A 20,712-nucleotide genomic window follows, 5' to 3' on the forward strand; every position below is an offset into this window, starting at 1 on the left:
TTATCTCTCTAAAGCAACAGCGCCGCTTCTGACTATCTCTTTTGGATTATATTTTTTAATCGCCTGTAGATAGTGATCGACTCTTTTGGGCTCGTCAGCAACCATGGTTATAATGACATCATTACCAACATTGACTATTTTTCCATTGTAAGCATTACAGATAGCGCTGATATCACTTATGTTTTCTGTAATAGGAAATTTGACCAGTGCCATCTCTTTTTCAACCAAATCTGCATGTTCATAAACCCGTAAAACAGGAATGAGTTTGTGCAACTGTTTTGTTATCTGCTCAATCACACGCACCGAACCTGATGTGACAATTGTCAAACGGGAATATTTACTCTCAGGAATTGGGGCAACAGTCAAGGATGTAATGTTGTAGCCACGTCCGGAAAAAAGATCGGTAATTCGGGACAATACACTCGCTTCATTCACAACGATAACGGAAACTACTCTTCTTTCTGTATTGTCAGTCATTATTTACTCTCCTTTTTCTCTAATAACATCATATTAAACAGGCTTCCGCCTGATGGAACCATTGGCATAACATTTTCAAACCGTTCAACTTTAACATCAATAAATGCAACAATATTCTTTTCTACAGCCTCTTTTAAAGCGGCATCAAATTCCTCTTTTGTAGTAACTCTGTACCCTATTCCGCCAAAAGCTTCCGCAAGTTTCACAAAATCCGGCTGTACAGAAAGATCTGTTTCACTGTGGCGTTTGTCATAAAAGAGTGTCTGCCATTGGCGAACCATACCCAAAAAATTATTATTCAGAATAATATTGATTACCGGTAGTTTTTTCTCAACGGCTGTCATCAACTCCTGACAATTCATCAAAATAGAGCCGTCTCCGGTAAAGTTGATACTTGTTTTTTCAGGAACAGCCGCTTTGACACCCATAGCCGCCGGAAAACCAAAGCCCATAGTTCCGAGTCCACCGGAACTTATAAACTGACGGGGTCTCGTAAACGGATAAAACTGTGCCGCCCACATTTGATGCTGTCCGACATCTGTTGAAATATTTGCATCATCACCTAGAAGCTCACCTACACGTTTTACTACCCACTGTGGCTTGATATTTTCTGTATCTTCATGAAATGTCAGTGGATGCAACTCTGCAAAATTTTCTATCGTTTCTCTCCACTGTTCATAGTTGTCACTGTTTACCATGGAGGTGAGTTTAAGCATCTCATTGACAACATTTTTCACATCACCTACTATAGGATAGTTTGCATTAACAAGCTTTGAAATACTTGCAGGATCTATATCTACATGTATAACCGCAGCATTTTTTGCAAATTCACTTAATTTTCCGGTAACACGGTCATCAAATCTGGCACCGAGGGCAATGACCAGATCTGTTTCGCTCATCGCCATATTTGCCGCATAGGAACCATGCATTCCTAGCATCCCTATAAGCAGGTCATCATCATAAGACAATGTTCCTCTGGCCATAAATGTCTCAACAGCAGGAATGCCTGTTGTATGTACCAAATCTCTTACCTCATAGGCTGCATTTGAATTAATGATACCGCCGCCGAGGTAAAACAAAGGACGTTTTGCATTTGCTATCGCCTCCATAGCTTTTTTGATTTGACGGGGATTGCCTTTGACATGCGGTTTATATGTTTCTAAATCCAGCTCCACATCATAATCAAATTCTGCAACCTGTGCAGTCACATCTTTGGGTATATCAACATGAACCGGGCCTGGACGGCCTGTTCGTGCTATATAAAAAGCCTCTTTTAGTATACGCGGCAGATCTTTTGCATCTGTAACAAGATAATTGTGTTTTGTACAGGAACGGCTTATTCCAACCGCATCAATCTCTTGAAAGGCATCTGTTCCGATTAAACTCATTGGAACCTGTCCTGAAATAACCACCAAAGGAATAGAATCCATGTATGCATCTGCTAAACCTGTTACAGCGTTTGTGAACCCAGGACCGCTTGTTATCATAGATACACCGACTTTTCCGCTGGCTTTTGAATAACCCTCTGCAGCATGAACCGCTGCCTGCTCGTGACGAGTTAATATATGTTGAAATTTGTCTTGTTTGTAGATTTCGTCATAGACATTCATAATTGCTCCGCCAGGGTAGCCAAAAACTGTATCTACGCCTTCTGCAATTAAAGCTTCAATGACCATCTGTGCGCCACTAATTTGCATGAAAAGTCTCCTCTGTATAATATATAATTTTAAAAATTCGCTAATTATACTTCAGGAGAGCTATAATTGAGGTTAAAGCATTAATCTAAAATTGATTTTACAATCATTGAAGGCCGCCACATAGAGAGCGAACCTTTTTTTAACTGTTCTATATCCAATTTTGTATCTTTGTATCTTTTTTTAAATATTTCAAATAATATTTCTATTTGGTCGTCAATGCCAAAATTTAAAATATAATTTTTAATGCCGTTTTCTATCTCTTTGCGATCTCTTTTTTCTCTTATGGCTGTTTCGAGTTGATTTATATACGTCCAGGCAAATATAGTTGCCAAGGCTGTCGTTTTTGAACTGATATCAAAATATTTATGTAAAATGTTTTTTACCCCGTTTACATCACCGACAGCTGCAAAACTGTTTGCTTTGATTAGATCAGCATCCCATTCATTCTGAAGCTTTTCTCCTGCTTTGGTTTCCTGGAGCTCTTCATATTCTGCCATCATATTATATGCCGTTTGATAATCACCACTCTCTACAGCATCATAAAATTTCTGCTTGTTTTGTATCTCTTTTAACATAAGCTCAACTTCATCTTTAAAATCTGTAAACGTACTGAGCAGATTCATCAGTTTCATAGCAGCTATATTTTCACCTTCATATACTAGTTTTTGGATTTTCATATAGATAGTGTCGGCATATTTTATCATCGAGTCATACTCCGGAAACTCCTTTAAAAAAGGGTTCTGATGAACAAGAGCAGATGCCAGTTTAAAATCTTTTTTGCCAAGAGCATTTCTGAATCTTTTATAGATTGCACCCTTTGTTAAAACATCCTGAATAAAAGTTGTTTTATTGCTGATACCTCTATAGGGAGCCAAAATCTCTTTGGCACGTTCCATCTGATTTGGCTGCAAAGCATATTTCAGTGCCTGAAACAAATCTTTTTTCCATCTCTCTTCTAAAAGTTTATATATTTTTGATTCTTTGTAAACCGGATATTGGTTTGCCAGGCTGTATGCCAGTGCCAGTTTTCCGTTTTTTGCGAGTTGTACAAATTTATCATACTCAGCATAATCACTTACAAGTTTTTGTATAACTCTGTTTTTGCTGGGAATCTTCATGAAATTTTTGAGCATTAACAGTGCCTGTTCTTTTTTCCCGTTTTGGAAAGCTTTTTTTGCCTTTTCCAATGTGTTTTCCCATAGGTTTGAAACTAAATTATATATATCCGTATAACGTAAAATAGGATTCTTTTTTACCTCTTCTTCAATTGCGTCTATGTCCTGTTTCATTAAAAGATTTTTTAATGTATCAATTTTTTCAAATATGTCATAATACATCAGGAATCCATCTTCTGTTCCAACAATAAGATGATTATGCTCATCATCAAAAGCCAAACTGACAATAGGCGAAGTAATCTTTATAAATCTCGGTGCTATCAACTCATATGTATTTAAATCATATACTAAAATATATCCTAACTTCGTACTTAAAAACAGAAATTTTTCATCACCGCTGATTACAAGCTGAGTAACATCATCATGAATACCTTCTAATCTTTGAATAACCTTACCACTGTATATATTCCAGATAATCGCTTTTGAATTTTTATCAATACTCACCAGTTTGTTTCTGCCAAAAAATTTTAGTTTCATAACTGGTGCAGAGTGGGCTTTTAACTTTTCTTTCGGAGTCATTGTTACCAGATTAAACAGTGTGATTTTTCTGTCATAACTCGCTATGGCTACCCAGTTTCCGTTTTTTGAAAAAGAGACATCATTAATGGTATCGGCATGATGGGGAAGTGTAAACACAATCTTTCCGCTTTTAACATCCAATGCAAAAGTTTTGCCGTCTTCTCCGCATGAGAACATATACCTGGAGAGCGGGTCTATACCGACACAGGAAACTTCCCCCTGGTGTCTGGTAACTCTGGCAATAGCTTTTTTTGTTTGGGCATTATAGAGTCTTGACTCTTTTGCATCTGCTGACATTGTTGCGAAATAATTGCCGTCATAGCTGTAATCCACCACATTATTTTTATAATATTTGTGTTCAATATTAACTTTAAATCCGCTTTGCACTTTCAGGCTGTCTTTGTCGTAAAACCTTACAGTAGTTTTAGCGTCTATAACAACAAGACGCTTGTCTTTTAAAATTTTTATCAAGATTACAGGATATACAATACTTTGACTTTTAACAGTTTTCATTTTCAGTCTCTCAAATAACCCTCTTTTACAAGAGCCTCTTTAATTTCTTCCTGATGCTGCTTTCCTTTTGTCTCCATATGCACGGTCACATTAGCATCTCCGTAATCCAGCGATACGGACGTTCTGTCATAAGAAATATGCACAATATTTGCATTTAACTCTTGGAGTATCTGCGTAAAACGCATTAAAGAACCCGGCTTGTCAACCAATGTGACGGTAATTTTCATTTTGCGATGAGACTTCAGAAGACCCTTTTCTATAATGACAGAAAGGAGCGTAACATCCATATTTCCCCCACTCAGAACAACTGCAACATTTTTGTCTTTTAGATAATCCAGTTTATGATGCAGTAGTGCCGCAACACCGACAGATCCGGCTCCTTCAACCACCAGTTTTTGTTTCTCAAGTAAAAACAAAATGGCACTTGCTATCTCCTCATCATCTACACTTATTATCTCGTCCACACACTCAAGGGCATGTTTGAGAGTAACCACAGAAGTGTCGCGTACTGCTATCCCGTCGGCTATCGTTCTTACGCTTGTAGAATCAACAGCTCTTTTTAAATCATAGGAATTTTTAAATGCAGGTGCACCTTTGGCACTCACACCAATTACTTTTACAGCGGGGTTGACAGCTTTGAGAGCACTGGCCATACCGGCAATAAGTCCACCGCCGCCGACAGGAATGAGGACAGCGTCAAGTTCTTGGCATTTTTCAAGAATTTCCAAGGCTACAGTACCCTGTCCTGCCATCACCTCTTCATCTTCAAAAGGATGCACAAAAGTCAAATGATTTTTTTCGCCATACTCCTTTGCATAGGCATAGGCTTCATCATAGTTTGTGCCAGCAAGAATCACCTCTGCACCGAAATGTTTTACTCCGTCTATCTTTGTAAGCGGTGTCGATTCCGGCATTACTATCACTGCTTTTGTATCAAAAGCGGCAGCGGAGTAGGCCACCCCCTGGGCATGATTGCCGGCACTTGCTGCGACAACACCGCATTCTCTTTGCTGTGGTGTCAAAGTGGCTATTTTATTATATGCACCGCGAAGTTTAAATGCTCCTGTTATTTGCAGGTTCTCTTTTTTCAAATATACCTTGCATCCGGAAATTTCACTCAGATATGGAGCATATGAAAAAGGAGTGTTGACAACAACTTCTTCTATACGTTTATGCGCATCTTTTATTTTTTGTAAAGGAATCAAAATCAGCCCTGTAGATTTCGATGATCAACCATAGTGCACTGGTTTTGTACAACTTTCATTCCTGCATCCTGTGCTTTTTTAGCGGCTTCATTGTTTACTATACCTTTTTGTGCCCAAAAAACTTTTACATCACCACGTTTTATACAGGCATCTGCAATGGCATCAAGTGCTGCGGGTTTTCTGAAAATATCAACCATGTCAACTGCAAAAGGAATTTCAGCCAAAGAGTTATAAACTTTTTCTTCAAGAATCGTCTCCCCTTTTGGATAAACAGGAATTATTTTATACCCCTGATCCTGAAGATATTTGGCAACCCTGTGACTGTCTTTGCTCTCATCAGGAGAAAGCCCCAAAACTGCAATCGTTTTAACACTCTCAAAAATCTCTTTTACTTCATCCATATTTGAATTAACTGTAGGAAATTCGCACTCCATTTTCACACCTTTTTTATATTTAATCATTTCTCATCAAATCGCCTAAATTGCCCTGTTTTAGGTAATTTCAAGGATTTTCTATGTTATCATACCTTTGCAAAAAAGTCCAATTTACTCATATCATTTGGACTATTTTTGGACTCAAATCAATCAAGTAACCAATTATGAAAACACTTTTAAAACGTATTCCTACCAACACAGCAGGGGTTTTTTATAAGGAAATTGTATCGAAAAATAATAAAATAATAGATAAAATCTTTTTAATCCGATATACCGATGCAAATAATAAACAAAGATTAAAAACTATAGGGAAAAAATCAGATGGGATTACAGAAGCTTGTTGTAAAGCAAAACTGAGCGAAATTAAAACTTGGTGAGGATCTACCCCATATTGCAAAAAGAAAATCCAAACTCACTTTTGATGACTTAGCAGAAAAATATTTTGCTGATAAAACGCACACAACCAAAGAAGCAAACAAAGAGAAAGCAAGATATATAAATCATATCCAAAAAGATATCGGACACATGCTTCCAAAAAATATCTCTTCTGATCAACTCTTAAAAATGCAGACAAACTTCAAAAAGAGATTCTCTCCAAGAACAACTAACCATCTCATCTTTTTAATTGGAACAATTTTTAAGTATGCCACGCAAAGGAAACTGTTGGGATAACGCGGTGGCAGAGAGCTTTTTTCATACACTCAAAACGGAACTCATTTATCATGAGATTTTTGAGACAAAAGCACAAGCCAATCAAGCTATATTTGAGTATATTGAGGTTTATTATAGCCAACAAAGAATGCACTCTGCAAATGGGAATCTGTCACCTGTAGAGTTTGAAGAAAAAATGATGTTACAAGTTGAAACAGCAGCTTAGAATCTTTATGGATAAGTATGAAATAGGGTTGACACATCACAGGTGAGGATGAAATTAAATTTCTGGAGATGCTGTCTTGATTTTTAGGGGCATTATATTTTTGTTTTTGCAAAAGAGTCAAGTTTTTTTCTTTTTCCGTAGTATATAAAAGTATTTTTTATCGGTAAAAAGAGACGGTACTTTGTTTCTGTCTTGAAAAGTTATATCGACAACCAAAATAATTCCACAATCAATATACTGAGCTAAATATGTGTGTATATATTTTTGTACTTTGGGAGCTAAGTTTTCAATATTAAAAATAATTCTAATATCTCTGTCTTGATACTGTTTTTTTGTTTGAAGTAATTCATAAAAATTGAGCAGATAAATTAAAAATAAGAAGGTGAACAAAGTCAATAGCAGCATCACTATCAAATTCTATTGTAATGATGTGATTTAATTTTTGAGGGATGTCTTTTTCTATTTTTGCAAAAAAATTATGATAAAAAAGTAATTGTTGTTCTGGGTTGGTAATATTTAATAGCGATTTTGTTATTATCATATCATATCTCCCATATTGGAATCTTTATAAAGCACAGTATCTTGATTAATTCAATTAACTAAACGATTCTAAGTATAGTTATAAATCATAAGTCTTCATATGCTAAAAGATACTCTAAATGCTTGTAATAAGGTGTCGCTAAAAACTCTTTTAGCAAATCTTTAGATGGATTTATCAGTTTAATCATATCAATAAGTGCAGATTTTAGTTTGTGCAAATCTTTATGAATTACTATCCATAAGATATCTCCATCCACACCTCTATAATCGTGTGATATTTTATCTCTAAGACCTGCTATATCACTCCAAGAAAGTTCACATTTTACTGAATCTTTCAAAGATCTATCTATTTTTTTAGATTCTTCACCAATAGCTATAAAAAGTGATATGGTGGCATTGAGTTCTTTTTGCTCATTTGCCCATATAAAGTCTATTGGATTTTCAAAATCTTTTGTGTATAACCATGCTTTTTCACAACACTCAAGCATAGTCAAAATATGAATCAAGTTTTTTTCATCATACATAGATAAAATCTTTTTTTGCATAATGTTTTATTATCGGATTCATAAAATCTAAAGAAACAAAATCTACTTTTTCTACATTAAGCTCTGAGGCAATCGTATCTTGAATTTTTAAAAATTCAATACCACTCTTTAATTCAAAATTTCTGTCTCTTGTATAAAATATATCTATATCACTTGTAGATTTAGCTTCATCTCTTGCATAACTACCATAGAGTCCCAATGTATTTATACCATAAAGCTTTTTAAACTCATTTTTTTTATTTTTGAGGTATTGTAAAATAGTCGCTTTATTCATTGTTAACTCCAAAATATATTATTTTATAGATTATAACATACAACTCATATGCACTGACATAATTTTAGCATATTGTCATGACATAGGCTTAGTTTCAAACCTTATCAAATCATATCATTTCATTTGGACTTTTGTGGGACTTGGTAAAAATGCAAGGCTTTATTTTAGGCTATTAATACCCTATTTCTTGGGACTTTAAAAGAATTAGTTGTGGAGAGATTCACACTCCATTTTCGTCCTTTTTTAAATTTTGTCAGTAAACTACTCTAAAACGCATCCCCGCCAATACAACAGACGTTTTTAATAAAGAGATTATATCGAAAAAGTATATAGTTGTGAATAAAGTCTTTTTGAAAGTTCTCAAACAAACTTAATATTCATTTAAAGCATTTATTTTCATCAATATACGGTCAGAATCTTCAAACTTCAAATTGACTAAAAAAACTGCTTTATCCTTTTGTTTATAGACTCTGAAGACATCAACACTGCCAAGACAGTCTGCATTAAATTTATCGGCTTCTGATAACGGATAAGCAGGTTTTTGTAATGATTCCAGTCTGTAAAGTTTTTTATTTTTGACTATATAGGTCACATAAGGGTTTACTCTTCTGTGAAGGGAGTGTGTTGTTTGCAAAAAGAGGACATCTTCATTTTTGTCATTATGCACGATACTGTTTTGCTGATAAAGCATTAAAGACAAGTCTAGGAAAAGTACTCTCTTTTTTAGACTCAGAGAATTAAATCCGTTGACCTGTTTTTCATAAAATGTATTACTTTTGTTTACAGAAGCATTGACTCTGTACAAATAAACCATCATAATAGATAAAATAGTTATAGATATCATCATTTCTATCAATGTAAAAGCTTTTTTCATCGTATTCTTAACCGTAACAGTGATGAGGAGTAGTTCTTGGTTTTCAATGTACTTCTTCCTGTTTCGTAGATAGTTCCTGCACTGTTTTTTTTATTTGGATCGTTATCTTCTTCCTCGTTTGCGGATTCATCAAACATGCTTGTGTCAATATTCTGCAGTGTTTGATACACTATTTCTATATCTGTATGTTTGAGTTCTCTTCTAAAATCATCATCCAAATCAAAGTCTGAAACCAACTCTTCTAAAGATATCTTTTCATTTTCAAAGCCATATTTTGTTCCTACAAGCAATGAAAGATATTGCGTAGCCGTTTCCTGATTTTTCACCTGAGAAAATATATGTGTATTGTTGGCATTTATTTGCAGTAACGCCATAATTACCACTGAAATAATCATCACTGCTACCATTACCTCTATCAATGTAAAAGCTCTCCTGTGAAGATTACATGTAGCAGTACAAAACATTTTATAATCCGATACGGATTGCTTCATCCAGCGAAGTTTCTCCATTTAAAACCATGTTGGAGAGTTGAAAAGAGATACTTTGCAAACCGTCAGCTTCCAGTGCTTCTTTGATACTGTGCTCATCCGCTGTAGTTTTTAAAAGATCTTTTACCTTGTCATTCATAATCAAAAGTTCTCCTATCGATCTTCTGCCTGTGTAGCCACTGTAGTTACATGCAGGGCATCCTTTTGCTTTAAAAATTTTGCTCTCTTTTGGGATATTGTAGTCATCGGCAAAATTTTCAGCTATGACATCTTCTTCTTTGCACTCAGGGCATAATATGCGGACCAGCCTTTGCGCCAAAATACCTAAAATAGAAGAGGATATTAAAAACGGTGCAATTCCCATATCAACCAATCTTGATATCGTAGCAGATGCAGAATTTGTGTGAATTGTAGAAAAAACCAGATGCCCTGTCAGTGCTGCACGCACCGCAATAGATGCTGTCTCTTCATCTCTGATTTCTCCTATCATTATGACATCAGGATCCTGGCGTAAAATTGAACGCAGAGCACTTGCAAAGGTGAGTCCTACTTTTTCATTCACTTGAATCTGCGATATGCTTTCTGATTTATACTCCACAGGATCTTCAACGGTTATAAGATTTTTTTCGGGAGATTCCACTTCTCGCAGGAAAGAGTGCAAAGATGTTGTTTTACCACTCCCTGTCGGTCCGGTCACTAAAATAATTCCGTGTGAAAGGCGTAACAGACTTTTGATCTTTTCAATCATATCCTGATGAAATCCAAGCTCTGTTATCTGCGGTATTTGTGAACTTTGCATTAAAATACGCATAACAACTCTTTCTCCATAAAAAGTAGGCAGTACCGAAACCCTGATATCCAATATCTCGCCTGCAATTTTTATCTGTGTTCTTCCGTCTTGGGGAATACGTTTTTCCGAAATATCCAAATTTGAAATAACTTTAATACGGCTGATGATAAGACTGACAACTTTTTTGTCCAAATCTGCATTTTTACTCAGCATTCCGTCTATACGAAATCGGACTTCACCACTCTTCTCTTTGACCTCTATATGGATATCCGAAGCTCTTTTTTTGACAGCCTGATAAAAAAGTGCATTGACAAACTTGATAATGGGTGCTGATTCTTCACTCGTTAAAATGTCACTCGACGTTCTTAAAAAATCGGTCAGAGAGATGTCTTCTTGTTCATTCTCTTCTGAAGAATCTTCCTGCATTGTCTCTATTGCTTTGTCTGTTCGAAGTTCCAAAAAACGGTTATAAAGCCTGTCATACGAGTCTTCATCAAGCATCTTGAGAGGATATTTGATTTCTAGTTTTGTATAATAGTTACTCGCTTCAACCAAATATCTTTCACAGACACATGCAATGACTTCTTCTCCTGTTTTACTAAAAAGAAGATAGTTTTTAACACTGATCTCCGTTGGTATACCCTCAGGTTCACATACCTGTAAATGTAAATCATGAAGCACTTCTGTATTGAGCATTAATAGACACCTTTGACATGCACTGCAGGTTCTGTATTCTTTTGTATCTTTTCATTTTTTTTACTCGTTATCTTTTTAAAGATTTTTTCATTATACTCTTTTTGCACACTTGAAAGAACACCCAGGTCTCTTTGCAGTTTTGAAAGTTCTTCACTTTTGTCTATGACATAAGGAGTCAGAATGACTACTAAGTTATCCTGTTCTTTAATTGTTTCAGTAGATGAAAAAAGATACTCTCCTATCATTGGAATATCACCCAGCAGAGGAACTTTTGTTTTTGTTTTTCTGTCAAGGGATTTTACAAGACCGCCGATGATAATGCTTTCGCCGCTTCTTAAAATTGCCTGTGTCTTCACCTCTTGCTTTGACGTAACAGGCTGTCCCGCTGCATCAGAGCTTAAAATATTTTCCAAAGACGCTTCAACATCCAAAGTTACCTTGTCGTTTGAGGATACTCTGGGTTTGATTCGTAATGTCAGACCGATATTTTCTCTTTTATAGTTGTTTGTCACCCCCGAAACAGCATTTGTTGTTGCACCGGATATTATAGAGATGGTTTTACCGACATAGATGGAAGATTGTTTATTGTTGACACAGAGAATTGAAGGATTTGATATTGTTTTTGATGCGCCGTGACTTTGTAAAAAATCAAGTGTTGCCCCAAGGGCCAATGCGCTTTTTGCGCCAGAGCCAATAGCACCGAGATAATTGATAATCTGTGTTGATGCCAGATTTTGCAAATTAGCATCACCAAAATTTGCACTCATTGCATAAAGTCCGGATGCTGAAACATCTCCTGCTGCAAAACCATATTTCATTCCTAAACTTTCGGCATTGTTTTTATTGATATTAATAATTCTTGCCTGAACATATACCTGGTATTTTTCCTTGTCCAGTGCATCAATAATAACCTTGATTCCTTTGAGTATCTCAGGATCAGCAACTGCGATGATGGCATTGATCTCTTCGCTCGAAGAAATATTCGGTTTTGTGGTAAGCCCTTGATATGTTTTATCAGAAATAATCTCTTTTAGGGTTTTGATAACATTCTTTGCATCAGAGTTTTTAAGACTGTAAATTTCAACTGACCGGCTAATGTTTGACTCTACATCAAGTTTTTTCGCCAAATCTTCAATTTTTGCTACATTCTTTTTATTTCCGATAACAATCAAACCGTTTATATTTTCATCAAAAATGATATTGACTTTGTCCGAAACGACTTTAGGATTAAATATTGACTTGCTTATATCCAACAAACGAGCCTGAAGTTTTCCGGCATCTGCATGTTTTATATATACCAGTTTTACAATAGAGTTGTTTGTTATTTGAATATCTCTGATTATTTTTTTAATGGTTTCTATATTTTTTGGATAATCAGTTATCAAGATCGTATTGCTCTCTTTTAATGTCATCAGTTTTGCAGTTTTTGAAATAAGATAACGAATCTTTGCCGCTATAATATCTACATTTTCACCCTCTACTTTAACAGCCTGGGTTACCATTAAAGATCCGGATACTTTTTGGTTTGGTTTGACAACATCCGCATTAGATCTTGCAACCTCAGAAGAGCGGACAATTTCATAATAAGACCCATTACGTGCCAAAGAGTAGCCTTTTGACTGTAAAACAGAAACCAGCATCCCCATCAATTCATCATCATAGATAGGTGCAGAACTTACAAGATTCACACTTCCGTTTATTTTATAATTCATTAAAATATTTTTATGTGTAATTTTTGCTACCAGTTTTACAAAATCATCAATGGCCAAATTTGAAAAGTTAACATTCACCTGTTCTCTTGCCTGAAGAGAGAATGTTAAAAGTAGTATCAATCCTATGTGCTTAATGAATTTCATATATCAATTCCTTTTCTGTGTTATTTCTTAAAACAACCAAGCTTATTTCGCTTAATTTGTTTACATTTTTATATATATTCATCACTGCTTTATATGATGTCAAATCAATATTGTTTGCTTTAATGACAATATCACCTTTTTGCAACCCGAGTGCTGCAAATTTTGAATTTTTATTTATTTTCATTATCTTAAAACCTTTAATTTTTCCATCTTCCATGACTTCCTTTATGGCAATTTGTTTCCAAATCTTTTGAGGATTTTTTTCAAAAAACTTTATATCCTGCCTTGATATATTTGTCACACCATTATCTGTTTCATTATGCGTGACCCGGTTTATACTTACATCTTTAATTTTTTGTTTGACAAAATACAGTATATAGTTTTTGCCGTCTTTTGTAAAAACAACATTATCGTTATTGATTTCTTTCAAAGTATAGCCATTATACGTTTCACCCACTCCGATAATTGAAGTTTTTTTCAAATTCGATTTCATTGCCACTATGGCATATCCATAATTTTTAGAACCATAAAGACCGATCAGAGTCATGTCGGTAATACTTCTGTGCGCACCCGTTTCATTTGTTTTTTTATACCCCTTGGTATTTGTATGCAAAGGAGTAAGCATATTTGTAAAATTTACTCTTTGATATGCCGGACGATAATTCTTTTTTATCTTTACATCTATACCATTGCTTGGCAAATACCATAACAGCACGAGCGCAAGCAGTTTGGAAAGAGCTATTAAAATCAACAATTTTGTAATGATTTGCAACATCTTAGAATTAGAGACTTTGTTCATAAATGAAGCCTCCGTTTTTATCTTTTTTCAAATTTCGCAGTGTTGTACGATAATGAGTCAACATTTTTTTTGAAGGTTTTATCAAAACCTGCAAAGTTCTCTTGACAAGGTCGATATCAATATCAGCCTCTCCAAACTCACCACTGCATTTTCCCGTTACATGTAAAGGATCAAATACAGTATAGACAAGATACAGACTCTTTACATGTAAAGGTATAAATCCTGATGCCATATCGGATAAGACCAAACCTTCAACCTCTACACTGTTATACAAAAGAAAAAGATTCAGTTTTATCTTTTGTATTTTTGCAGTTTCGAGTGTTTTAACATATAAAACAGCATTTTTTATTTCAAGCGTAAAACCTTCATCACTGAGAGTCTCATCATTCAGAACAATACCTTTTTTTTGCAGTTGCTCTTCAGCAAAATAGTATATATTTACTTTGGGAGAAAAATAGATAAATGCCATCATAAAAAACAGGACATACAACAGGAATAAAACCAGTTTTTTTACCATTTTATCTTCACCTCCAGCGTTGATTTGCTCGCGCTGATTCTTTTTATTTTCAGCATTGTTATGTTAAATGTTGTATTGAGAATTTTACCCATTAAAAAATTCAAAGCTTTTATATCCATGTTTTGAGAACTGATGTGTATTCCTGAGTTTGTTATTTCTTTTTTTATCTTGGAACTCTTTAAAACAGGATTTGACAATATATGTAGAATCTCCTTTTTCTCTTTTTCTTTGTTGGCAAATGCTTTTTTTAAAGCACTCGTGTCTAAAGAAACTTTCAGTGTTTTTTCATAGAGAATTTTTTCCTGATGGAGCTCTTTTTTTGCATCTATGAGCTTCAAAACAAAAAACAGTAAAAGCAAAAGTAAAAAGATGCCAACGTAAAGAGGATTTAAGCGGTTCATAAAGTTATCTCCAAAGTCAGTACTGAATTTTTTAATTGGGTTTTAGCATGAATACCTTTACGTTTCAATGCTTCTATAATTTTTTTACTCTGTGTAACACCTTTTATAATCACTGTTAACACTTTGGAATCAAATCCTATGTAAGAAATTTTTTCATTTTTTGCAAGATGCATTTTGAGAAAATATCCTATATATTCTCTCAGTTTCATCTGTTTTTCGTATATTTTATTCAGTTCTGCATGAATAGCCTGATTTTGCATCATGGTAGGCTTTAAATTATATTTTGCAAATACGGCACTCCTTTGATCTTCAAGCGTGGCTGCCTTATCCATAGTAATAAGCCATTCTCCGAAAACTATACCTGTGATAAACAACAGAACAAAACCAATCTTATAAAAACTGGACTTTTTGAGAATATGATTAAACTGCTGTAAAACTATAGCATGACCGGATGGTTTAAAATCATCCGGTTTAAGGATACCTGCTTCTTTTATCCAAAAATCCGGTACAAGAATCACTATACCGTTTTTCACTACAAGCGCCTGTTTTTCATTTACTCTACAGGCCCCTTCCAAGGAAGAAAATTCACTCTGTGCAAAATAGATATTGACAACATTTGAAGGAGATATTTCTTTTTGTGCCATCAGCTCCAGAATCATTTTATCTTCATAGGCAAAAACTATATACTCGTCATTTTCTTTATAGGCATAGTAGCTGTAGTGACCTTCAGGCAGAATATCTTCAAAAATGGAAGGAAGCAGTTTTTTTACTTCTCTTATATATTTCACAGGTAAAGAAATTTTCTTTACCCAGTATAAAGACGGAGATAAAACAACATTTATTTTTTCTTCAGTCTGCACTGGTTCCATGAAAGGATCCAACAAAATTGTTTTGTAATTATTTTTAAATTTTGTAAACAAAGTTTGATCCTTTTTTGCTTTTTATATTGTATTCAAATTTTATTTCAGCATTTTGTTTGCCCTGTGTGACCAAAAGCGTCACTGTTATAATTTTTTGCAAATCACAACTTGCATTAAATTTTCTTTTCAAGTCTTCTTTCTCTTCTGCCGTCAATTTGTCACAGTCCACAAAAAAATTATCATCTTCTGCAGCAGTGTTTTCCTGCTCATAATAGTTCCCTGACATTATATTAAAAACATCCCTGTTTACAAAGTTTAAATCAATCACATAAGAAGAATTTTTATAATTTCCAAAAGTAAAGATTTTATGCAGATTTATATCTTCAACGCTGTTATCATGATAGGTTTTTTTATAATACTCATTTAACTCTTTTATCTGTTCGTCAGAACTTATATAGTCTCTAAAAAGATAAGGATTCTCATCAAACAGAGCACTGTTATACATTCCGTCTTCTTTTATACCGCCTGTTAGATCTTCAAGGAGATAAAGATACTCACTGTTGATCATTTTTGCATTCAAATAACCGATAAGTGCATTCTTCAGTGCACTCTCTCCTTCAGCTGTGTTCTTTTTAAGTGCATTAAAATTAAATTTAGATCGGGCACTCTCCAGCTTTACCTCTACCATTATATCCGTACTTAACGGGACAACTGTGCTGTATTGCAATAAAAATGCACGAAAAGTCTGTGTGTCGTTTATATCATCAAGTTCGGGAGTCTCTTTTAAAATTTTCAGCATATCATCCAAAACAGCAGTAGTTTGCAGTAAAAATTTCTCAGAGGAAAGATTCTCTTTTGCACTGTTGATATGTCCGAGTGAGACCCCTATTGTAACTGTAATTGCCATAATGAAAAACATCGTTATCAAGAGGGCTATTGCATTTTTTTTTAACATTTACTGAATACTCATAGAAAAAATTGGCAACAGCATAGCAGAAACTATAAATCCGATAGATCCACCGACAAAGAGCATAAGAGCAGGTTCAAGCAAAGTTAACAGCAGAGAAATTTTGTCACGATTCTCTTCAAAATAGAGTTCTGAAACATTATGCAAAATTGTTTCAAGTTCTGACGTCTCTTCTCCCAAAGCTATAGACTGGATAAAAGCATAATCAATCTTTATATCTGATTCATTGAGTGCATTTGAAAGCAGTTTTCCTTCTACCACTTTCTTTGAAGCAGTTGTAAACAGCTCTTTGAGCACAAGATTGTTTAAAATATTTGTCCCGAGATTTATAGTACGCACAAAAGGGACACCCGAGCGGACCAGCAAAGATGCCATATAAGAGAAACGTGCCAATTCGCTTTTTTGTATAATCTCTCCGAAATACGGAAGTTTTAACAGCAGTTTATCGACCCCGTACGCAAAAGAGCGGCTTTTCTTGCGTGCAGATATAAATATGACAATACCGGCAAACAGTGATGCCAAAATGATTTTAAAATTATTTTGAAAAAATGTTCCTGCTGCAATGACTACTTTTGTAGGTGTAGGCAGTTCCTGATGCATATTGACAAATATTCCTGTAATCTGCGGCACCACAAAGGTCAGCATAAAAGCAATCATAAGCAAAGAGACAATTATCATAAAAGAAGGGTAGGCAAAAGCACTTTTTATCTCTTTTTTAATGCGTTCCTGTTCTTTTAAAAATTTTGAAAGTTCCAAAAGCACTTCATCCAAAACGCCCCCGTTTTCACTGACTTTTATCGAGTACTTGAAAAATTCCGGAAGCACCACTACCTTTTGCGCTTCAAGTGCTGAGTAAAAATCTTTTCCCTCATTCAGATGTGTACTCACTGTAGATAAAAAGAGTTTCATCTTTTTGTTGTTTTCATAATGTGTCTGCACAATTTTCAGTGCAGACACTATACTGATACCGGAACGGATATACATGGCAAGTTCACGAGAAAGCCCGGACAACTCTTTTGTACTTATTCGGTATTTTCTTGAAAAATGTACGGAGTCAAAAAATGACGGAGCTTCTTCACTGATTTTTTGATAAATAATCTTTTTGGCTTTAATCTTATTCTTTGCCTCTGCCAAATCAGAAGCTTCAATCTTGTCAGATACTTTTTTACCAAACTCGTCAATTCCGCTGTACTTAAATATCATTGTATTATCTTTGTCATTAAATCTTGTTTTGCATTTACTGCTTCTTCTACACTGCTGTACACTTGCGGAGGTTCAAAATAGGGTGTAAAATCATATACATTGTTTTTATACTCTACCAGTACCTGATCACCGACTCCGTCACCATCCACTTCATATGAAAAGCAGACATTTTCTTCAATATTCTCCTGATTAAAATAGCCTGTATTCTCTTTTTGCATCGCACCAAGATCAAAGTCATAGCGATAAACTTGTACACTCTCATCAAGGAAATTTTTTATCCTTATATCCTGCTTTTTTCCATCTATCAGTACAAAACAATTCTTGCAGTTATCCAAACAAACAAACTTTGCACTCTCTTTATGCGGATAAGATTGTAAAAACTCTTTTAAATTTTTAAGTGACAAATTTGTACTTTTTTCACTGAGCTTTTTAAAACTGCCTATGACCAAAGTATAAACAACTCCCATTATCACTATGACTATCATAAGTTCAATGAGAGTAAAGGCTTTTTTCAAAAACAGTATCTCTTATTTACACTGACTGAGTTTTATGTCTGCAGCTTCTTTTGTTCCGCCCTCTTTTGCATCTGCACCAAGAGAGACCAGTTCCACTTTGCCGTCATTGTTCATATAGATAAAATTTCTTCCCCATGAATCTTTTGGAATCTCATTGTCTTTAAAATACCCACTCGGTGAGTAGTTGGGATATTTTTGCGGATCCGGGTTTTTTACAAGGGCTTCAAGCCCTTCATCTGTAGTAGGATACCTGCTGTTGTCAATTTTAAACATATCAAGGGCACCATTGTAAATACTCTTCATTTGTACACACACCAGTTTTCTTTTTGCCTCTTCGCCTTTTCCAGTAAGACTTGGCATTATCATGGCTGCCAAAAGTCCCAGGATGACGATAACTATCATTAATTCTATGAGCGTAAAACCACTCTTTGATCTGTTTTTCATGCTTTATTACCTTGTTCTTTTTAATTATTTATTATAGCAAAAAAATGTATTGACTTTTTGCCCTCTTTGACACTGTTGCTCTTTTATCGTAAAAACGTTTCCGTTTTTTCAAAATAGCGTTCAATATTGTCAAAACTGTGGCTTCCGCCCTCTTCTATCATCAGTGTTGCTTTATCAAACTTATCTGCCGCTTCTTTGTAGTTGAGTGTTTCATCTCCCTTTTGGAGCAAAAGCATAAAGTTCTCCTGTTTTGGTTCTTGTACTTCATACTTTTTGAGCATTTGCAGATGAGATTCTCTCCATTCAAAACAACTGCCGTCATAAAAACTCTGCATAAAACCAAGTGTTTTTTGCAGTGTACTATACGGATAGGTTGAAGGATTTATCAGTACTGCTTTAAGATTATATTTATGTGCAAGATATGTTGCATAGTACCCTCCCAAAGACGAACCCATCAGACTGACTTTTTCTTGTGAATTTTTTATAATTTCTTCCAGTGTCTGTATAGCCAATTCAGGGATATATGACAATGATGGCGCCATAAATTTTTCATTTTTGTTTATAAAATATTCTCTAAAAAGTTTTGCTTTATACCCTTCTCCGCTGCTTGCAAAACCGTGTATATAAATAATCATACTTTGTTACTCTCTTTTATAATTTTTTGCATCTCTTCTCTTCCCATTGCATAAGCTTTGCCAATATCCCGAAATGAAAAAACTTTGATATCCAACAGTTTTTCATTACACAGGTACATGTAACAAAGCTCTTTTTTGCTGACATATTTTGACTGCCATGCTGTATGTATATTCTTTTTAATCCACCCCAGTATGGTTTTTGGCACTTTTTTATATTTTGGAAAAAGATTTATTCCAATGATAGGATAATTGTACTGCTGCAGCCTCTCAACCGGGAAATTGTCTACAAGCCCGCCGTCTACGACAAGTGTTTTGTTGACATACACTGGAGCGAACAAGGGTGCAATAGAGCAGGATGCCAAAACTGCTTCTTTAAGAATTTTGCCACTGTCATAATAAATCGCTTGCTCCTTTTCTACATCACATGCCGTTACATGTAACGGTATCTCAAGTGTTTCAAAACTTTCTTTGTCTATAAGTTTGTCAACAACTGCCGCATTATGATCAAGTTTAAAAAGATAGCCGTTACCCAAAGAGATCTTAAAAACAGAGCGGAACTCTTTTGATTGTATCACCTCAAAAATGTATGCGGCACTCTTGCCGCAGGCAAGGGATGCTCCGATCAGAGCACCTGCGCTTGTACCGCTGACAGCTTTAATCTTGACACCGTTCTCCTGCAGTACGGAAACTATGCCCAAATGGTATGCTCCGCGACCTGCACCTCCGGACAAACAAAGAGTTATTTCTCGCGGAAACTGACAATTTTCCATTCACCCTCCAATGTTTCTAAAATCGCAGTACAGCTCTCAACCCAGTCACCGCAATTTAAATACCTGATGCCTTTTATATAATGCATCTCCGCTTTGTGTATATGGCCGCAAATTGCACCATCATAGTTATTGTGTTTTGCATGTTGCACCAAAACAGCTCCATAATCCAATAAAGCCTCTGCTTTTGAAAAGCGTGTTCCCAGATGTATATCCGAAATAAATATAGACCGTACAGCAACAGTAGTAGTTTCGTGCATTTTCAAATACAACCTTTGTTATCTCTCTGTGCAAGTATAATCATTTTATATTACAAAATGGTCACAAGAGAGCCAAAATCTTTTTTTCAACGCAGATCCGTAAAATTTTGCTATAATATTTTCATCTAAAAAGAAGAGAGGTTTAATACCATGGAAATTCGAATATATTTTTGCGCAGTTTTATACAACGAGGATTCTGAAATAATTCAGATATCAGATATTAAACAGCAGGCAAGCAAAGAAGATAAAAACCCGGATGTGATTTCACAGATTCAAAACTCCAAGACAACACTGTCTGCCTTGTATAAAGAAGGATGGAGATTAATAGAAGTTGTTCCTTCCCATGAAACAAACGGGTACAGACTTTTCTTGGAAAAAGAGTAA

Annotated in this window: 25 protein-coding genes and 1 pseudogene; 3 read left to right on the forward strand and 23 right to left on the reverse strand. The window is 35.1% G+C overall.

Annotated features, from left to right (window positions below; genetic code table 11):
- The 5 genes from ilvN to MNY28_RS02475 all read right to left on the reverse strand — a co-directional run bounded on the left by ilvN (window position 1) and on the right by MNY28_RS02475 (window position 6,020).
- Window positions 1–477 (reverse strand): acetolactate synthase small subunit, encoded by a 477-nt coding sequence (gene ilvN, locus MNY28_RS02455; RefSeq protein ID WP_151900246.1) that lies wholly within the window; start codon window positions 475–477, stop codon window positions 1–3.
- Window positions 477–2,174, reverse strand: coding sequence for an acetolactate synthase large subunit (locus tag MNY28_RS02460; protein ID WP_346388802.1), 1,698 nt, complete (start codon window positions 2,172–2,174; stop codon window positions 477–479). Before MNY28_RS02460 ends, ilvN begins: the two co-directional genes overlap by 1 nt.
- An 80-nt stretch (window positions 2,175–2,254) precedes the next feature.
- The gene (locus MNY28_RS02465) at window positions 2,255–4,381 is read right to left on the reverse strand and encodes a WD40 repeat domain-containing protein (protein ID WP_346388803.1); all 2,127 of its coding nucleotides are present in this window, start codon (window positions 4,379–4,381) and stop codon (window positions 2,255–2,257) included.
- Window positions 4,382–4,383: 2 nt separating this feature from the next.
- On the reverse strand, window positions 4,384–5,586 hold the full coding sequence (gene ilvA / locus MNY28_RS02470; protein ID WP_346388804.1) for a threonine ammonia-lyase: 1,203 nt from the start codon (window positions 5,584–5,586) through the stop codon (window positions 4,384–4,386).
- A 2-nt stretch (window positions 5,587–5,588) separates the two neighbouring features.
- Window positions 5,589–6,020: a CoA-binding protein gene (locus MNY28_RS02475; protein WP_346389035.1), complete on the reverse strand. Its 432-nt coding sequence runs from the start codon at window positions 6,018–6,020 to the stop codon at window positions 5,589–5,591.
- Window positions 6,021–6,184: 164 nt separating this feature from the next.
- On the opposite strand from MNY28_RS02475, the gene MNY28_RS02480 reads away from it, so the two are divergent.
- Together MNY28_RS02480 and MNY28_RS02485 are read left to right on the forward strand one after the other, a co-directional pair.
- Entirely contained in the window at window positions 6,185–6,397 is a 213-nt protein-coding gene (locus MNY28_RS02480; protein ID WP_151900242.1) for a hypothetical protein, read from the forward strand.
- A 263-nt stretch (window positions 6,398–6,660) separates the two neighbouring features.
- Window positions 6,661–6,897, forward strand: a pseudogene (locus MNY28_RS02485) (IS3 family transposase); the annotation flags it as partial.
- A 346-nt stretch (window positions 6,898–7,243) separates the two neighbouring features.
- Here the strand turns inward: MNY28_RS02485 and MNY28_RS02490 are convergent.
- The 18 genes from MNY28_RS02490 to MNY28_RS02575 form a co-directional block, all read right to left on the reverse strand.
- Entirely contained in the window at window positions 7,244–7,438 is a 195-nt protein-coding gene (locus MNY28_RS02490) for a hypothetical protein (RefSeq protein WP_151900240.1), read from the reverse strand.
- Window positions 7,439–7,523: 85 nt separating this feature from the next.
- Window positions 7,524–7,982, reverse strand: a complete 459-nt coding sequence (locus tag MNY28_RS02495) for a HepT-like ribonuclease domain-containing protein (protein ID WP_151900239.1) — start codon at window positions 7,980–7,982, stop codon at window positions 7,524–7,526.
- Window positions 7,954–8,256: a nucleotidyltransferase domain-containing protein gene (locus tag MNY28_RS02500; protein WP_151900238.1), complete on the reverse strand. Its 303-nt coding sequence runs from the start codon at window positions 8,254–8,256 to the stop codon at window positions 7,954–7,956. The genes MNY28_RS02495 and MNY28_RS02500 overlap by 29 nt, the downstream gene beginning before the upstream one ends.
- A gap of 370 nt (window positions 8,257–8,626) precedes the next feature.
- Window positions 8,627–9,130: a prepilin-type N-terminal cleavage/methylation domain-containing protein gene (locus MNY28_RS02505; protein ID WP_151900237.1), complete on the reverse strand. Its 504-nt coding sequence runs from the start codon at window positions 9,128–9,130 to the stop codon at window positions 8,627–8,629.
- The gene (locus MNY28_RS02510) at window positions 9,127–9,621 is read right to left on the reverse strand and encodes a prepilin-type N-terminal cleavage/methylation domain-containing protein (protein WP_346388805.1); all 495 of its coding nucleotides are present in this window, start codon (window positions 9,619–9,621) and stop codon (window positions 9,127–9,129) included. The genes MNY28_RS02505 and MNY28_RS02510 overlap by 4 nt, the downstream gene beginning before the upstream one ends.
- Window positions 9,596–11,104 (reverse strand): GspE/PulE family protein, encoded by a 1,509-nt coding sequence (locus MNY28_RS02515; protein ID WP_346388806.1) that lies wholly within the window; start codon window positions 11,102–11,104, stop codon window positions 9,596–9,598. Before MNY28_RS02515 ends, MNY28_RS02510 begins: the two co-directional genes overlap by 26 nt.
- A complete protein-coding gene (locus MNY28_RS02520; protein ID WP_346388807.1) occupies window positions 11,104–12,960 on the reverse strand; it encodes a secretin N-terminal domain-containing protein in 1,857 nt (618 codons plus the stop codon). Before MNY28_RS02520 ends, MNY28_RS02515 begins: the two co-directional genes overlap by 1 nt.
- Entirely contained in the window at window positions 12,947–13,759 is an 813-nt protein-coding gene (locus MNY28_RS02525; protein WP_346388808.1) for a hypothetical protein, read from the reverse strand. Before MNY28_RS02525 ends, MNY28_RS02520 begins: the two co-directional genes overlap by 14 nt.
- Window positions 13,743–14,276, reverse strand: a complete 534-nt coding sequence (locus tag MNY28_RS02530) for a hypothetical protein (protein ID WP_346388809.1) — start codon at window positions 14,274–14,276, stop codon at window positions 13,743–13,745. Before MNY28_RS02530 ends, MNY28_RS02525 begins: the two co-directional genes overlap by 17 nt.
- A complete protein-coding gene (locus MNY28_RS02535) occupies window positions 14,270–14,677 on the reverse strand; it encodes a hypothetical protein (RefSeq protein ID WP_346388810.1) in 408 nt (135 codons plus the stop codon). The genes MNY28_RS02530 and MNY28_RS02535 overlap by 7 nt, the downstream gene beginning before the upstream one ends.
- Complete coding sequence (locus MNY28_RS02540) at window positions 14,674–15,597, reverse strand: hypothetical protein (RefSeq protein ID WP_346388811.1); 924 nt, start codon at window positions 15,595–15,597, stop codon at window positions 14,674–14,676. Before MNY28_RS02540 ends, MNY28_RS02535 begins: the two co-directional genes overlap by 4 nt.
- Entirely contained in the window at window positions 15,581–16,492 is a 912-nt protein-coding gene (locus MNY28_RS02545) for a hypothetical protein (RefSeq protein ID WP_346388812.1), read from the reverse strand. Before MNY28_RS02545 ends, MNY28_RS02540 begins: the two co-directional genes overlap by 17 nt.
- Window positions 16,493–17,707 carry a type II secretion system F family protein gene (locus MNY28_RS02550; protein WP_346388813.1) on the reverse strand — a complete coding sequence of 405 codons (1,215 nt, stop codon included), beginning with the start codon at window positions 17,705–17,707 and terminating at the stop codon, window positions 16,493–16,495.
- Window positions 17,704–18,222 carry a type II secretion system protein gene (locus tag MNY28_RS02555; RefSeq protein WP_346388814.1) on the reverse strand — a complete coding sequence of 173 codons (519 nt, stop codon included), beginning with the start codon at window positions 18,220–18,222 and terminating at the stop codon, window positions 17,704–17,706. Before MNY28_RS02555 ends, MNY28_RS02550 begins: the two co-directional genes overlap by 4 nt.
- 12 nt (window positions 18,223–18,234) lie before the next feature.
- A complete protein-coding gene (gene gspG, locus MNY28_RS02560; protein WP_151900226.1) occupies window positions 18,235–18,666 on the reverse strand; it encodes a type II secretion system major pseudopilin GspG in 432 nt (143 codons plus the stop codon).
- Between the two features lie 83 nt (window positions 18,667–18,749).
- The gene (locus MNY28_RS02565; RefSeq protein ID WP_151900225.1) at window positions 18,750–19,301 is read right to left on the reverse strand and encodes a YqiA/YcfP family alpha/beta fold hydrolase; all 552 of its coding nucleotides are present in this window, start codon (window positions 19,299–19,301) and stop codon (window positions 18,750–18,752) included.
- Window positions 19,298–20,071, reverse strand: a complete 774-nt coding sequence (locus MNY28_RS02570) for a patatin-like phospholipase family protein (protein WP_346388815.1) — start codon at window positions 20,069–20,071, stop codon at window positions 19,298–19,300. The genes MNY28_RS02565 and MNY28_RS02570 overlap by 4 nt, the downstream gene beginning before the upstream one ends.
- Window positions 20,041–20,328, reverse strand: coding sequence for a hypothetical protein (locus tag MNY28_RS02575; protein WP_346388816.1), 288 nt, complete (start codon window positions 20,326–20,328; stop codon window positions 20,041–20,043). Before MNY28_RS02575 ends, MNY28_RS02570 begins: the two co-directional genes overlap by 31 nt.
- Window positions 20,329–20,478: 150 nt before the next feature.
- Here MNY28_RS02575 and MNY28_RS02580 point away from each other — a divergent pair, with 150 nt between their 5' ends.
- Window positions 20,479–20,712, forward strand: a complete 234-nt coding sequence (locus MNY28_RS02580) for a hypothetical protein (protein WP_151900223.1) — start codon at window positions 20,479–20,481, stop codon at window positions 20,710–20,712.

The organism is Sulfurimonas sp. NWX367 (assembly GCF_039667065.1).
GTDB lineage: Bacteria > Campylobacterota > Campylobacteria > Campylobacterales > Sulfurimonadaceae > Sulfurimonas > Sulfurimonas hydrogeniphila.

Bases quoted from the DNA above. Each gene is read 5' to 3' on its own strand.
- ilvN (WP_151900246.1), bottom strand. From the start codon at position 477: ATGACTGACAATACAGAAAGAAGAGTAGTTTCCGTTATCGTTGTGAAT.
- MNY28_RS02460 (WP_346388802.1), bottom strand. From the start codon at position 2,174: ATGCAAATTAGTGGCGCACAGATGGTCATTGAAGCTTTAATTGCAGAA.
- MNY28_RS02465 (WP_346388803.1), bottom strand. From the start codon at position 4,381: ATGAAAACTGTTAAAAGTCAAAGTATTGTATATCCTGTAATCTTGATA.
- MNY28_RS02475 (WP_346389035.1), bottom strand. From the start codon at position 6,020: ATGGAGTGCGAATTTCCTACAGTTAATTCAAATATGGATGAAGTAAAA.
- MNY28_RS02480 (WP_151900242.1), top strand. From the start codon at position 6,185: ATGAAAACACTTTTAAAACGTATTCCTACCAACACAGCAGGGGTTTTT.
- MNY28_RS02490 (WP_151900240.1), bottom strand. From the start codon at position 7,438: ATGATAATAACAAAATCGCTATTAAATATTACCAACCCAGAACAACAA.
- MNY28_RS02495 (WP_151900239.1), bottom strand. From the start codon at position 7,982: ATGCAAAAAAAGATTTTATCTATGTATGATGAAAAAAACTTGATTCAT.
- MNY28_RS02500 (WP_151900238.1), bottom strand. From the start codon at position 8,256: ATGAATAAAGCGACTATTTTACAATACCTCAAAAATAAAAAAAATGAG.
- MNY28_RS02505 (WP_151900237.1), bottom strand. From the start codon at position 9,130: ATGAAAAAAGCTTTTACATTGATAGAAATGATGATATCTATAACTATT.
- MNY28_RS02510 (WP_346388805.1), bottom strand. From the start codon at position 9,621: ATGAAGCAATCCGTATCGGATTATAAAATGTTTTGTACTGCTACATGT.
- MNY28_RS02515 (WP_346388806.1), bottom strand. From the start codon at position 11,104: ATGCTCAATACAGAAGTGCTTCATGATTTACATTTACAGGTATGTGAA.
- MNY28_RS02520 (WP_346388807.1), bottom strand. From the start codon at position 12,960: ATGAAATTCATTAAGCACATAGGATTGATACTACTTTTAACATTCTCT.
- MNY28_RS02525 (WP_346388808.1), bottom strand. From the start codon at position 13,759: ATGAACAAAGTCTCTAATTCTAAGATGTTGCAAATCATTACAAAATTG.
- MNY28_RS02530 (WP_346388809.1), bottom strand. From the start codon at position 14,276: ATGGTAAAAAAACTGGTTTTATTCCTGTTGTATGTCCTGTTTTTTATG.
- MNY28_RS02535 (WP_346388810.1), bottom strand. From the start codon at position 14,677: ATGAACCGCTTAAATCCTCTTTACGTTGGCATCTTTTTACTTTTGCTT.
- MNY28_RS02545 (WP_346388812.1), bottom strand. From the start codon at position 16,492: ATGTTAAAAAAAAATGCAATAGCCCTCTTGATAACGATGTTTTTCATT.
- MNY28_RS02550 (WP_346388813.1), bottom strand. From the start codon at position 17,707: ATGATATTTAAGTACAGCGGAATTGACGAGTTTGGTAAAAAAGTATCT.
- gspG (WP_151900226.1), bottom strand. From the start codon at position 18,666: ATGAAAAACAGATCAAAGAGTGGTTTTACGCTCATAGAATTAATGATA.
- MNY28_RS02565 (WP_151900225.1), bottom strand. From the start codon at position 19,301: ATGATTATTTATATACACGGTTTTGCAAGCAGCGGAGAAGGGTATAAA.
- MNY28_RS02570 (WP_346388815.1), bottom strand. From the start codon at position 20,071: ATGGAAAATTGTCAGTTTCCGCGAGAAATAACTCTTTGTTTGTCCGGA.
- MNY28_RS02575 (WP_346388816.1), bottom strand. From the start codon at position 20,328: ATGCACGAAACTACTACTGTTGCTGTACGGTCTATATTTATTTCGGAT.
- MNY28_RS02580 (WP_151900223.1), top strand. From the start codon at position 20,479: ATGGAAATTCGAATATATTTTTGCGCAGTTTTATACAACGAGGATTCT.